This window comes from Arthrobacter sp. 'calajunan' (assembly GCF_046940185.1).
Lineage (GTDB): Bacteria > Actinomycetota > Actinomycetes > Actinomycetales > Micrococcaceae > Glutamicibacter > Glutamicibacter soli.
This window is the reverse complement of the sequence record NZ_JBKZDY010000004.1, coordinates 316,053-328,831: the sequence shown is the minus strand read 5'-3', so window position 1 is coordinate 328,831 and position 12,779 is coordinate 316,053. Positions and strand designations below refer to the sequence as shown.

The window sequence follows — 12,779 nt, the reverse complement described above, 5'->3', positions numbered from 1 at the left end:
CCGTCGAACAAGATGGTCTACGGATGGAATTCTTGGTGGCCTCACCGATCACGTGGAATAACTCCTGCTGCGGTGAGCCGATCGTGCAGGTACACCATGTTGGCAGGCTACTTGTGCTGCCCTGTTTGCGGAGCGACACGGTGGCAATCTGGCCTGCGCTGTTTGAAGCGCTGGAAGGATCCATGTCGATGGGCACCGGCCGCGGCTCATTCTGCGCGGAAATCTCTCTTGCGGGGAACCTGTACGCCGCGGGTTTTCGCTGGGCGGGGTACCGGATCGCATCGGGTCGCCGGTTCTCATGCCCGCCGTGCTTGATGGGGCAAAGCGCTACTTCGACTGGGCCGATGCCATGGCGCGCCGCCCCATCCCGAGACCCCGAGCGCATCGAGGCGATTAACCGATTGCTGGATTCTTTCAGCCAATCGCCAGCAGCGCGCAAAGAGTCGGGACCCAGGGCGTAGCCTAGATGTATGAGTCTTGCACAGCCCATCAAACGAGTTGTCGCCCCCTTCGAGGTCATCAGCGAATACGAGCCTGCTGGCGACCAGCCGCAGGCCATCGCAGAGCTGACGCAGCGGATCCAGGCCGGTGAGAAGGACATCGTGCTGCTCGGCGCGACCGGTACCGGCAAATCCGCGACCACCGCCTGGCTGGTCGAGCAGGTGCAGCGCCCCACCCTGGTACTGGTGCAGAACAAGACCCTGGCCGCCCAGTTGGCCAACGAGTTCCGCGAGCTGATGCCGAACAACGCGGTCGAGTACTTCGTGTCCTACTACGACTATTACCAGCCCGAGGCCTACGTGCCGCAGACCGATACCTTCATTGAGAAGGACTCCTCGATCAACGAGGAGGTCGAAAGGCTGCGCCACTCGGCCACCAACTCGCTGCTGACCCGCCGCGACACCATCGTGGTCGCTACGGTCTCCTGCATCTACGGCCTGGGCACCCCGGAGGAGTATGTCGCCGGGATGGTGACGGTGCGCCAAGGCGAGGAGCTGAACCGCGACGCGATGCTGCGCCAGTTCGTGGCCATGCAGTACACCCGCAACGACATGGACTTCCACCGCGGCACCTTCCGGGTGCGCGGGGACACCGTGGAGATCATCCCGATGTACGAGGAGCAGGCGGTGCGCATCGAGTTCTTCGGCGACGAGGTGGAAGCGATCTACACGCTGCATCCGGTCACCGGCGAGGTGATCCGCGAGGAAACCGAGATGTACATCTTCCCGGCCAGCCATTACGTGGCGGGAGCCGAGCGCATGCACAAGGCGATCAAGTCCATCGAGGACGAGCTGGCAACGCGGCTGAAGGAACTGGAGTCGCAGAACAAGCTCGTCGAGGCCCAGCGGCTGCGCATGCGCACCACCTACGACCTGGAAATGATGGAGCAGATGGGCTTCTGCAACGGCATCGAGAACTATTCGCGGCACATCGACGGTCGTGCGCCGGGTTCCGCCCCGCACTGCCTGCTGGATTACTTCCCAGACGACTTCCTGCTGGTCATCGACGAATCCCACGTGACCGTACCGCAGATCGGAGCCATGTACGAGGGCGACATGTCGCGCAAGCGCACGCTGGTGGAGCACGGGTTCCGCCTGCCCAGCGCGATGGACAACCGTCCGCTGAAATGGGATGAGTTCCTGGAGCGCATCGGGCAGACGGTGTACCTGTCGGCTACCCCGGGAAAGTACGAGCTGGGCAAGTCCGACGGCTTCGTGGAGCAGATCATCCGCCCTACCGGCTTGATCGACCCGGAGATCATCGTCAAGCCGACCAAGGGCCAGATCGACGACCTGCTGGATGAGATCCGCACCCGCGTGGATCGCGACGAACGCGTGCTGGTCACCACCCTGACCAAGCGCATGGCGGAAGACCTGACCGACTACCTGACCGAGCACCAGGTGCGCGTGCAGTACCTGCACTCGGACGTGGACACGATCCGGCGCGTGGAGTTGCTGCGCGAACTGCGCATGGGCTCCTTCGACGTGCTGGTGGGCATCAACCTGCTGCGCGAGGGCCTTGACCTGCCCGAGGTGTCGCTCGTGGCGATCCTGGATGCCGACAAGCAAGGCTTCCTGCGCTCGGCGACTTCGCTGATCCAGACCATCGGCCGCGCAGCCCGCAACGTGTCCGGCCAGGTGGTCATGTACGCGGACAAGATCACCGACGCCATGAGCCAGGCGATCGAGGAGACCAACCGCCGCCGGCAGATCCAGCGGGCGCACAACGAGAAGCACGGCATCGACCCGATGCCGCTGCGCAAGAAGATCGCGGACATCACCGACCAGCTGGCCAGGGAGGACGCCGACACCCAGGAGCTGCTGAACAACAACCGGTTGGCCAAGGGCGCCAAGCGCACCTCGGCGTCGTCGACAGTGCGCAAGGACGGCCTGGCCGCCGCGCCGGCCGAAGACCTGCTGGGCCAGATCGAAGAGATGACCGGACAGATGCACGCGGCGGCGGCCGAGCTGCAGTTCGAGCTGGCGGCCCGGCTGCGTGACGAGGTGGCGGAGCTGAAGAAGGAGCTGCGGCAGATGAAGGCCGCCGGCCACGCCTGAGCGGCACTGCCTTCGGGAAAACGTCGACCCCGTCCGGACAAAAATCCCCGCCGGGACGGGGTTTCGCGCGCCCGGATGTCTGACTTGGCGTAGGACGCCCCACCCGGGGCTGTGATTTCGCTGTGGGATACAATGGTTGATTGGACGTAGGGGAGTATCCCAAATGCTGTGAACGTCAGCACGCGAATCAACGGCGATTCGCCGGGCGCAGCAGCCGAATTTCGCACCGCCGGATCGCGGTGCGGCCGGCGGAGAGACTTGCGAATATCAGCCATACCCTGCAATGAAAGGTCGCTCTTCCGTGGGCATTTCCGGGTTAACACTTCAATTTGAAACCATCGCACTGATCGTGCTGTGCGCGGTGCTCGTCGCCGATCTACTTTATGTGACCAAGCGTCCGCACATTCCTTCCATGAAGGAAGCTGGCATCTTCGTCGTCATCTACATCGGCCTGGCGCTGGCCTTCGGCGGCGTGCTCTGGTGGCAGGCAGGCCCGCAGCTCGGCCAGGAATTCTACGCCGGCTGGGTTACCGAATACGCACTGTCCGTGGACAACCTGTTCGTGTTCATCATCATCATGGCCCGCTTCTCGGTACCGCGAAAGTACCAGCAGGAAGTGCTGATGTTCGGCATCATCATCGCGCTGATCCTGCGCGCGATCTTCATCGTGGCCGGCGCAGCCATCATCGAGCAGTGGTCGTGGGTCTTCTACATCTTCGGAGCCTTCTTGCTGTGGACCGCATGGAACCAGCTGAAGGACGAGGGCGACGAAGACGAGGAAAGCGGTCTGGTCAAGAAGCTGACCAGCAAGCTGCCGATCTCCGACAGCTTCGACGGAAACAAGCTGCGCACCGTGGTCGACGGCAAGAAGCTGTTCACCCCGATGGTGATGGTGTTCATCACCATCGGCATGACCGACCTGCTGTTCGCCTTCGACTCGATCCCCGCGATCTTCGGGCTGACCCAGTCGGCGTTCATCGTGTTCACCGCGAACATCTTCGCCCTGATGGGCCTGCGCCAGCTGTACTTCCTGCTCGGCGGCCTGATGAACCGACTGGTGTTCCTGAAGCACGCACTGAGCTTCATCCTTGCGTTCATCGGCGTCAAGCTGGTCTTCCACGCCCTGTATGAGAACCAGGTGCCATTCATCAACGGCGGCGAGCCGCTGCACCAGTTCGCCTGGCTGGACATTCCGGTGGGCATCTCCCTGCTGGTGATCCTCGGCGCGATTGTCGTCGCCACCGTGCTGTCGCTGTGGACCCCGATGGGCCGCCGAGCCGCCGAAAAAGCCGAGGAAGCCGAGGCGATTTCCGCGGCAGCCAAGGCCGCGGCCGAGGCCAACGACGGCAAGTAGCAACGTCAGGCGAACTGCCCGCCGCCTGCCCGACCAGGGCCGGTCAGGCGGGCTTTTCGCTGTCCGGAATCCACCATTCACGCATTCTGCTAGGGTACACATCATGAGCACCACACCGTCCTCCGTCACCGAAACCGCCGCAGGAATTGCGGTGGCCTCCGGCACCCTCTCCCGACTGCTGGGGCATGCCGCCGGGCAGGGGCGATCTGTCACCGCCTGGCGCGTGCTCTCCGGGCTGGACCGGGACGGGGCGCAGCGCGTGGGGGATCTTGCACTCCAGCAGCGCGTCGCGCAGCCGACCATGACCGGACTGGTCATCAGGCTGGAACAGGACGGCCTGGTCGCCCGCCGTCCCGATCCCCACGACGGCCGCGCCAGCCTGGTCGAATTGACCGGGCAGGGCAGGAACGAGGTCGAAGCCTACCGGTTGCGCGCCTACACGGCGCTGGCCGGCGGCATCCAGACGCTGCCCGAAGCCGACCAGCAGATCCTGGGCACCGCCGCGCCGTTGCTGCAGAAGCTGTGCGATGAACTGGCCGTCCAGCTGGACGGCTGAACGGCCTGAACGCGCCAGCCAGGCCTAGGACCCGGAAAGGCCCTTCGCGGCGGCTTCCGGGTCCTCGCCATTTGTCATGGCCAGCAGTCGGCGGAAGATCGCCGGACCCTCGTCGCCCAGCCCGTCGTGGTGGAAGTCCTCGGTCACCCAGGCCTGCAGGCCCTTGACTCGCGAGGCGGTTTCCAGCGACAGTTCGCGGTCCACGTAGACGTCGTCGTGGTAGACCGCCGCGGCCACCGGCACGGTGTTCTCGGCCAGCACACCCAGGTCGTAGAGCGGGCCGAAGTGCTCGTGCTCGGCCAGGATCCGGGCCACGTCCTCCAGCGGGCGCAGGGCCGGGTCCTCGGCGAAGTGCCAGCGGAAGATCATCTCCCCGGTCAGCAACGGGGTTTTCGCATGCGAGGTGAACTGCGGGAACTCCGGCAGCACCGCCTCGGCCGCGAAGTTCGTCGCCGAGCCCTGGGCGTAGATGCTCTCGTGCATCAGCGCATACAGCGGGTTGGCGGCGAAGGATGACTGCGCGTAGAGCGCCTCCAGGAAGGTGTCCGACAGGCGCGGGCCGCCGGGGGTGTCGATGAACGCTTCCTCGAACACATGGTGCAGCAGGTGCACCCGGCTGTTGCCGCCTAGGTACATGCCCAGCATCTGCACCAGCGGCACGGTGACGCGCTGCCCGTTGGGCAGCACCTCGTCGCCGCCGTGGCGCACGTGCTCGTAGATCCGGCCCAGGACCTCGAAGTCCTGCGGATACCAGGAGAAGTACTCGGTATTGCGTTCGGCCATGCGCTGGTAGGTCGCCCGGTAGACATCCCGCGGATCGGCATCCAGGGAGGCCAGGCCGCCGGTGACCAGGCAGCGTTCGAGGGACTGCGGGAACAGCGACAGGTAGGTGAGCGTGCAGAACCCGCCGTAGCTCTGGCCCAGGGTGCTCCACATGTCGATGCCCAGGTGCTCGCGCAGCGCCTCGGCATCGCGCACGATCGAGTCCGCGCGGAAGTGCTCCAGGTAGCGGGCCTGGGCGGCGAAGTCGCCGCGCAGTGGCAGGGACTTCCGGGTGGCAGGGGTGGACAACCCGGTGCCGCGCTGGTCCAGCAGCAGCACGCGGAAGTGCTTGACCGCCTCGGCCAGCCAACCGGACAGGGATCCGGGACGCGGGGACTTCCCGCCCGGTCCGCCCTGCAGGAACAGCAGCCAGGGCAGGGTCGCATCGGTGCTGATCTCGCGGGCGAACACGCTGATCTTCTCGCCGGCCGGGCGCGCGTAGTCCAGCGGGACCTCAATGCGGTGCTCGGTGACGTCCATGCCGCGGTAGTGGTTCATCGTGCTGCTCCTTTGGTGCCCAGGGCGGTCAATGCGTCGCCGTCCAGGCGGCGGGTGGTCCAGCCGTCCATGGAGGACGAACCGATCGAATCGTAGAATTTGATGGCCGGCTCGTTCCAGTCCAGCACCGCCCATTCCAGGCGCTTGTAGCCGCGCTCGACGCAGATCTGCGCAAGCGTTTGCAGCAGCGCGGTGCCGGTGCCCGATCCGCGCCGGGCGGAGCGCACATACAGGTCTTCCAGGTGGATGCCGTGGCGGCCCTCCCAGGTGGAGTAGGTCAGGAACCAGATCGCCACGCCGATCACGGTGCCGGACTCGTCCTCGGCCACGTGGGCGAAGACCTTGGGGTCCGCGCCGAAAAGGTGGCTCTGCAGGTCCTGCACGGTGTTGCACACCGCGTCCGGCTCCTTCTCGTACACTGCAAGTTCGTGGATCAGCTCCAGAATCTGCGGGCAGTCGGCCGGTGTTGCTTCGCGCACATTACTCATGTGCTCAAGCTTACCGCCGCCGCGCCGCCAATTCGTCGGTGACCAGTCTTAAGGTTGAATCCATGATGGGTGGACACCACGCCATGAGCGGCGCTGCCGCATGGCTAGCAATTACGACTCCGGTGAGCATTGGCTCCGTAGACCTCGGCTTCGGCGCGCTGCAGATGGACCGGTGGGAAACGCTGGCTGGGGCGATCGTGTGCGCGGGCGCCGCGCTGCTGCCCGACGCGGACCACCACGGCGCCACTATCGCCAGGTCGCTGCCGCCCATTTCAAGCATCTTCACCCGCATCATTGGCAAGGTCTCCGGCGGACACCGCAATGGCACCCATTCCATCCTAGGCATGGCGTTTTTCATCCTGCTGGCCTGGCTGGCCAACGGCTGGGCGGTGCAGACCGCGGCGCTGGGCATCGTGTATCCGGCCGCCGCGCTGTTCGCGGTGTTGCTGATCTCTTTCGCCGTGAAGTCGGTGAAGTTCATGCCCCCGGCCCTGTGCTGGGTCATCGCGCTGGCGGCCGGGGCGTTTGTCGGCATGAATACGCCCGAGGAGAACCAGTGGTTCCTGCTGGCGGTCGCCGTCGGCGTGGCGGCGCACGTGCTGGGGGACATGCTCACGATCGGTGGCTGCAACCTGATCTGGCCGATCAAGATCCGCTCCCCGCGCTGGTTCCGGCGCCTGCCGGTCATCGGCTCGGTGTGGAAGGCCAACGGACGGGTTGCCGTGCCGGTTCTGGCTGCAACCGGGTCCGCCGCCGAATGGACTCTGGCCTCGCTGCTCACCGTGTACGTGGGGGTCGCACTGATCGTCGCATGACCGCGCCGGCAGGACCGGGGATGCGGCAGATCCTGGTAATGCTCGTGTAACGGGCGCCGGCGGACACTGGGCTTATCCGTGTACCGGCGTATCTCCCAGGCGGGCCTCGCGGTCCTGCACCGGGGTGGTGTTGCTGGTTGCTTGTATCCTGCCGGCGACGCGCAGAGCTGCGCCGGCGGGTTGAAATGCTATGCATTTCCCTGAGCCGTGGGAGATCATCGAGGTACTGACCATGCCGAACACCGGCCCCCTTCCGCAATTCACCGCAAACATGGCCCAGCAGCGTTTTCCGATAGTCGTTTCGGATCTCACCGCCTTGCAGGATGAAGCGCGCTATCTATCCCAATTGCCGCCGCCGGCGGTCCATCAAAACAGCGCGGTGCAGGATGTCGCCAAGCTGGACGAGGCGATCAAGCAGCACCTGAAGACCGCGCAGGCGCGGCTGACCAATCCGCGGTTCAAGATGATGCTGGGCACCACGCTCATCGGCAGCGTCCTGGCCCACCTGCACGCGGCGGAGTCCATGATGTTGCGGCGCGGAGACACCGACTATCTCATGGGGAAGCTGCCCAAGATCCGGACCGATATCAGGAACCACCTCGCAACGATGGATCCGCAGCGAATTTCGTTCGAACAGCTGGTCAAGGACCTGGAGGAGATCCACACCACCGCTGAAAGGAAACGGGCTTATCTGCAGCAACCGCATATCCGCGAGGAAATCATCAGCGCGAGCATCGCAGCCAATATGGCCTACCGCCGGGAGTATGCGCGAATGCTCAGTTTCCATCGGGGCTTGAGCGTCTGGAGCGTCGTATTGCTCATTCTGGGCATCGGGTTGGGGCTCTGGGGAGTGGCCAGGCCGACCGATCTGGCGATCTGCTTCAACCCGGAAGGGAAAAACGTCGTGGTGTGCCCGAGCAACGAAAGTCCGCTCCCGGCAACCCTTGCTGCCACCGGGGATGGCGCCGGCGGAACGACATCCGAAGCAGATGGCAAGAGCAGCGAATCCGTCGCCGCCGACAACAGGGCAGTTTTCGACCGGGATGCGGTGATCGCGCAGACGGCCGGCAAGGCGGATATATTCCTGCTGATTTTCGTTGGCATGGTTGGCGCTGCCATCACGGCAGCCAGTTCCTTCAGGAAGGTCGGCGGCACGGCGACGCCCTTCAACCTTGCGATCGCGTTGGCTTTCCTGAAGCTGCCATTGGGCGGGCTGACCGCCGTATTCGGACTCTTGCTGATCCGCGGAGGATTCTTCCCCGGCCTCTCAGACCTCGACAGCGCCCCGCAGATCATCGCGTGGGCGGTCATTTTCGGTGCCGCGCAACAGCTGTTCACCTCCATGGTGGAGAAGCAGGCCAAGCGGGTGCAAGACCAGGTTGGGGAGATAGACGAACCTGCAAGGGCCTGATCTTCGAGACGAGGAAGGAATATCCGAATGCCGCTGGCCAACGGGTACGGGGTGCTGATCGGGACCCTGCACGACTACTACCGGGACCCGCCGGATGACTTCGGGCGCTACTACCACGGCAACCTGGTGATCCACGCGCCGGCCGGCAACTACAAGTGCGCCATCGACGTGGATCCGAAGAACATGCCCGACGGCGTGCAGTGGCGCACCGTGCGGCTGCGCGCGCTGGACTTCGCGGCGCTGTCTTCCCTAGCCGACGGCTGGCACCCGCTGGCCTCCGATCCGTCCTCCGGGGCGCTGGACTACATCCGCGCCGCGGTGCTGCACCCGCCGGTCATCGTCCACCTGCTGCGCTTTTCAAGCTGCCTGAACCGGCTGCTGGCCTGGCTGCGCTGGAACCCGCCATGGAAGAGCGGCACCGGGTTCCAGGCGCTGACCGAGCTGGAAAGCGTGATTGATGCGGGCACCCGGTTCTTCGTGTTCGGCGAGCCGTTCTCCAGCGGGCTGGGAGTGCACAACGTGCACCAGAACCAGGGCGACCCGGTGGGCGGCGGGCACGATGCGGAGAACTGGATCTGGCAGGATGGCGGCACCATCGTGCTCAAGCCAGACGGGAGTCTGCTGGGATTCCTGAACAAGTTCCAGACCCAGTCGTTCAAGACCGATCAGACGGGCCGTCCGGCCTAGGTGTACAGCCCAGGGCGCAAGGGCGCCCCGGACCGTCCGGGATCCGACGGTCTGGGGCGCGATGCCGCGCGCGGCTACCAGTACATGATGCTTGACTTGCCGCTGCCGCCTGCCCAGTACAGGCGCAGCCGCACCACGTAGCGGCGCCCGGCCAGCAGGCGGGTCTTCAGCTGGGCGTTCAGCCCGGTGCCGCTGTCGTCGTCGCCGCCCAGGTAGCGCAGCGAGCCGTTATCGTCCTCGAAGAGCACCAGCACCATGTCGGATTGGCCGAACGTGGCGATCGTGTAGTCCTGCGAGGCGTCCGGGACGATGGTGAAGTCCGCCTGCTGCCCGGCGGACAGCTGCAGCACCTTGGATTCAAAGGCTTTCAGCTCGGTGACGGCGGCGGTGGTGGCCGGGTAGAACTTCTTGGCCCACTCCTTGTCCTGATCCGAGAGCCCTCCGGCAGGTTCCAGGCCGCCGGAATACTGGGCGGGCTGCACGATCAGGCCTGCGGGGAACCAGTACTCCATGACAGAGTTCGGATCCCACGGGGAGCCGTCCACCTCCTGCGCGCTGAACTTGTGCAGCACGTTCTGCTCGGTCTGCGCCCGCGTCCAGAAGTTCGGGGACCCGGTGAAGAACTTGTAGACCGCGTCCTCGTCCCACACGATGCCGGAGAACGGGTTCTGGTGCTCGTGCGGCAGGCCCAGGCTGTGCCCGATCTCATGCAAGGCGGTGGTGTGCCCGTAGTCGTCGGTCAGGTCCCAGCCGAAATTCATGGTGGTTTCGGTGGCGGGTATGCCCAGCAGGTCGCGTCCCACATAGGACCAGGATCCGTCAGCCTGGTCGAAGGCGATGCGGATTTCAGAGGATCCGCGGTCGGTGGTCTCGGTGAACTTCAGGCCCAGCGGCAGGGCCTTCCACTCGGCGAAGGCCTGGCGCACGGCTTCGCGCTGCGCTTCGGGCCCGTCGATAAAGAAGTAGTGCAGCTCGGTCTCATTGACCCAGACCTTGGACAGCACCCGTATGAGGCGCATCCGCAGGTCCGGCAGACCGGCCGGAAGCTCGCGTTGGACGATCGGCTTGGTCAGGCACAGCGGCCGGTTTTCATTGCTCATATCCTGCTCCCTGGATTCAGGTTTCACGGAGTTTCGAGGGTGCGCGCCGCACCGGGTGCGGTGCGGCGCGCGGTCTGCCTAGCTGACGTAGACGAGCGGAACGCCAAGGTAGTTGGCATTGCCGTCGGCGAAGTTCAGCTGGGCGTTGGAGCCTCCGCCGCGCGCGTAGACGTAGAGCGCGACGGACAGCAGCAGGTAGGCCTGGTCGGCACCGAGCAGGTCCGAATAGTACATCGTGCGCCAGCCGTCGAAGCGGTCGTTGACGTTGATGTTGTCATCCCCGGTCGACAGCACGTTCACGCTGCCGGCCGGCTTGTAGTTGTACTGGTAGCCGCGGGCGGTCATCGAGATGTTGACCTTCGCCTCCTTGGAGTCGAACCATCCGTCGTCCGCCCGCACGATGTAGAAGCCGTTGAACGGGACGTAGATGGTCTGGGCGTAGTTGCGGTTCTCCGGGGCGCGGAAGGTGAACCACCAGTCCATGTACAGGGTGAACGAGCCGGCGCCGGTGCCGAAGAGCCCCGAGCCGGCGCCGCTGGCCCAGCAGGACGCGTCGATGTTGCCGGGGTTGTAGCCCTGCCAGGCGATGGCCCCGTTGGAACCGTGTAGCGTGCCGTAGTACGGGGTCAGCCAGCCCACCGCCGCCGCGGAAGGCCCGTTGCCCATGACCGCGGAGAGCGCCGTAGATTCGCGCGGCGCCTGCTCGGCCAGCGTTGCCGCGCAGGACTTCATGTCCTTCGCCGCTGCTTCCTCTGCGGAGGAATCGCTGCCCAGGTACGAGGCCAGGGATTCCGGCAGCGAGTCCTGCAGCGCGGCCAGGCTGCGCTGCCCGCGCGTCTCGACGTCGGCCAGCCGGTCGGCCTGCGCCTTCTGCAGGGCGACGACCTCTTCGCGCCGGGCCGCTAGCAGCCGGTCGAAGACCAGATCGGTCCCCTCATTGATATCCGCCATGATTTTTCCCCCTCATGCTGAGGCCAACGCCCGTGCCGTAGCCGGTGGATACCGGGTCGGCCGCCCGGGTTCGGGCGCGTCGGCCGCGTGGAGGCTCCAGCGTAGCCGGAGCGTCGTTACCCGGTTATTACCCCGGCGTTACGCGCCGGGATCATCCGGTGGACACCCGGTAGGCGACGCTGTTCAAGGTGGCCGGGTCCTCGTCGAAGGTGCCATGCGCGGAGGCCAGGCAGCGCCGGCCCGGGGCGCCGACTTGGGTCTTGGACCAGGTCGCGTCCGCCGCGGCGGTGCCCAGGAAGCCGGTCAGGTCCGCATCCGCGGCGACCGAGCGTTCCAGGCCGAGCAGGCCGACGCCGCGTTCGGCTTCCAGCGCGGAGCTGATCAGGCAGAGCAGCGAGCGCGGGTAAAGCCACAGCACGCTGTCGTCTTCTTCCAGCTGCCGGTGCAGGCCGAACAGGTGCAGCTGTTCGATGCCCTGCGGCGAGCCGACGAGCGGGCGCAGCAGCCGGTTGAAGTCGGCGATGGAAAGGGCCGCTGCCAGCAGGTTCAGCGAACTGACGCCGGTGCCCGAGCCGTGCTGCAGGTACAGCGGCAGGAAGCGTGAGTGGAAGATCGCGCCGGCCGAATGCCCTGCCGCGTGCACCTGGACGGCGCCGGGATTCCGGGCGGTGAATTCGGCTAGCCGCTGCGCCACGTAGGCGGCGCCGCCGTCCGCGGCCACGGCCTGGTCCGCGCCGACCTTCATTTGCGCCCAGACCTTCTGGCCCAGCGGGCGCACTGTCCGTTCCACCCCGGCGCTCCACAGGTCCTCGACGAGGTTGCGGGCCCGGCCCTGTTCCTGCAGCTCGCGGGCGCCGCTGCGCGGCAGCAGCGAGCACAGGGCGTCGAGCAGCCCGGTCTCCCAGATGAAGAAGATAGGGTAGATGCCGTGTTCCAGCCAGTGCGGCAGCAGGCGGGAAGCGCCGATGATGCCGCGCGCCTCGCTGACCAGCCCGCCGTGCGCCCAGAAGAGCAGCCGCAGCGGGCCCTCGTGCTGCTCCATGTAGCGGGGCAGGTGCTCGGCGAAGATCGCGTCCACGTCCTCGGCGCTGGTGACCAGGGCGCCGTCGTCGGAGAACTGCCCGTTGGAGAGGTTGACCAGGTGCGGGCGCAGGGCCTCCAGGTCAAGGGTGGGAGGCAGCGAATGCAGCGTCGCCGGTTCGTCTGGCTGCAGGCTCAGCAGTGTCATGGGGTGCTCCTTTGCGGTGCCGCGAACGCGGTGTTGGCACAAAGGATGGGCGCTGTAGCGTTACCGGAGCATTACCCGCCGGCTTGGGCCGGGGGATTCTCGCCCCGGTACACCATGGCCAGGCCTGCGGCGAGCAGGGCGAACTGCACGATGGTGGGCACCGCGCCTTCGGCGGAGAACAGCACCGACCAGCCGCTGAGCAGCAGCACTAGGGTCGGCAGGAGGATCAGTGCGCCGCACAGGCGCAGCCGCGGACCGTTCATGGCCAAATCCTACGACACGGCCCGCGGCAAGGCCAGAGCTGCTGGCGC

The 12,779-nt window shown here is 65.9% G+C and carries 12 protein-coding genes; 6 read left to right on the top strand and 6 right to left on the bottom strand.

Features of this window, described 5'->3' with window-relative positions; translation table 11 throughout:
* Window positions 1-470 precede the first annotated feature (470 nt).
* The 3 genes from uvrB to RF641_RS08715 all read left to right on the top strand — a co-directional run bounded on the left by uvrB (window position 471) and on the right by RF641_RS08715 (window position 4,468).
* Window positions 471-2,558: an excinuclease ABC subunit UvrB gene (gene uvrB, locus RF641_RS08725; RefSeq protein ID WP_047119372.1), complete on the top strand. Its 2,088-nt coding sequence runs from the start codon at window positions 471-473 to the stop codon at window positions 2,556-2,558.
* Window positions 2,559-2,841: 283 nt separating this feature from the next.
* Complete coding sequence (locus tag RF641_RS08720; protein WP_047119371.1) at window positions 2,842-3,912, top strand: TerC/Alx family metal homeostasis membrane protein; 1,071 nt, start codon at window positions 2,842-2,844, stop codon at window positions 3,910-3,912.
* A gap of 103 nt (window positions 3,913-4,015) precedes the next feature.
* On the top strand, window positions 4,016-4,468 hold the full coding sequence (locus RF641_RS08715) for a MarR family winged helix-turn-helix transcriptional regulator (protein WP_424572987.1): 453 nt from the start codon (window positions 4,016-4,018) through the stop codon (window positions 4,466-4,468).
* A 24-nt stretch (window positions 4,469-4,492) separates the two neighbouring features.
* On the opposite strand, the gene RF641_RS08710 is transcribed toward RF641_RS08715, so the two are convergent.
* Together RF641_RS08710 and RF641_RS08705 are read right to left on the bottom strand one after the other, a co-directional pair.
* Entirely contained in the window at window positions 4,493-5,788 is a 1,296-nt protein-coding gene (locus RF641_RS08710; RefSeq protein WP_053798312.1) for an alpha/beta fold hydrolase, read from the bottom strand.
* Window positions 5,785-6,276 carry an N-acetyltransferase family protein gene (locus RF641_RS08705; RefSeq protein WP_424572986.1) on the bottom strand — a complete coding sequence of 164 codons (492 nt, stop codon included), beginning with the start codon at window positions 6,274-6,276 and terminating at the stop codon, window positions 5,785-5,787. The genes RF641_RS08710 and RF641_RS08705 overlap by 4 nt, the downstream gene beginning before the upstream one ends.
* A 38-nt stretch (window positions 6,277-6,314) precedes the next feature.
* Here RF641_RS08705 and RF641_RS08700 point away from each other — a divergent pair, with 38 nt between their 5' ends.
* The 3 genes from RF641_RS08700 (at window position 6,315) to RF641_RS08690 (ending at window position 9,189) form a co-directional block, all read left to right on the top strand.
* Window positions 6,315-7,091 (top strand): metal-dependent hydrolase, encoded by a 777-nt coding sequence (locus RF641_RS08700; protein ID WP_231735939.1) that lies wholly within the window; start codon window positions 6,315-6,317, stop codon window positions 7,089-7,091.
* A gap of 190 nt (window positions 7,092-7,281) precedes the next feature.
* A complete protein-coding gene (locus RF641_RS08695) occupies window positions 7,282-8,502 on the top strand; it encodes a hypothetical protein (RefSeq protein ID WP_424572985.1) in 1,221 nt (406 codons plus the stop codon).
* A 27-nt stretch (window positions 8,503-8,529) separates the two neighbouring features.
* On the top strand, window positions 8,530-9,189 hold the full coding sequence (locus RF641_RS08690; RefSeq protein WP_047119366.1) for a DUF2278 family protein: 660 nt from the start codon (window positions 8,530-8,532) through the stop codon (window positions 9,187-9,189).
* A gap of 74 nt (window positions 9,190-9,263) precedes the next feature.
* Here RF641_RS08690 and RF641_RS08685 read toward each other — a convergent pair whose 3' ends face one another.
* The 4 genes from RF641_RS08685 to RF641_RS08670 all read right to left on the bottom strand — a co-directional run bounded on the left by RF641_RS08685 (window position 9,264) and on the right by RF641_RS08670 (window position 12,731).
* On the bottom strand, window positions 9,264-10,289 hold the full coding sequence (locus tag RF641_RS08685; protein ID WP_047119365.1) for a M12 family metallopeptidase: 1,026 nt from the start codon (window positions 10,287-10,289) through the stop codon (window positions 9,264-9,266).
* 78 nt (window positions 10,290-10,367) lie between these two features.
* Entirely contained in the window at window positions 10,368-11,240 is an 873-nt protein-coding gene (locus RF641_RS08680; protein ID WP_047119364.1) for a hypothetical protein, read from the bottom strand.
* A gap of 151 nt (window positions 11,241-11,391) precedes the next feature.
* The gene (locus RF641_RS08675) at window positions 11,392-12,468 is read right to left on the bottom strand and encodes a hypothetical protein (RefSeq protein WP_424572984.1); all 1,077 of its coding nucleotides are present in this window, start codon (window positions 12,466-12,468) and stop codon (window positions 11,392-11,394) included.
* Between the two features lie 71 nt (window positions 12,469-12,539).
* Entirely contained in the window at window positions 12,540-12,731 is a 192-nt protein-coding gene (locus tag RF641_RS08670; protein ID WP_047119362.1) for a hypothetical protein, read from the bottom strand.
* Window positions 12,732-12,779 lie beyond the last annotated feature (48 nt).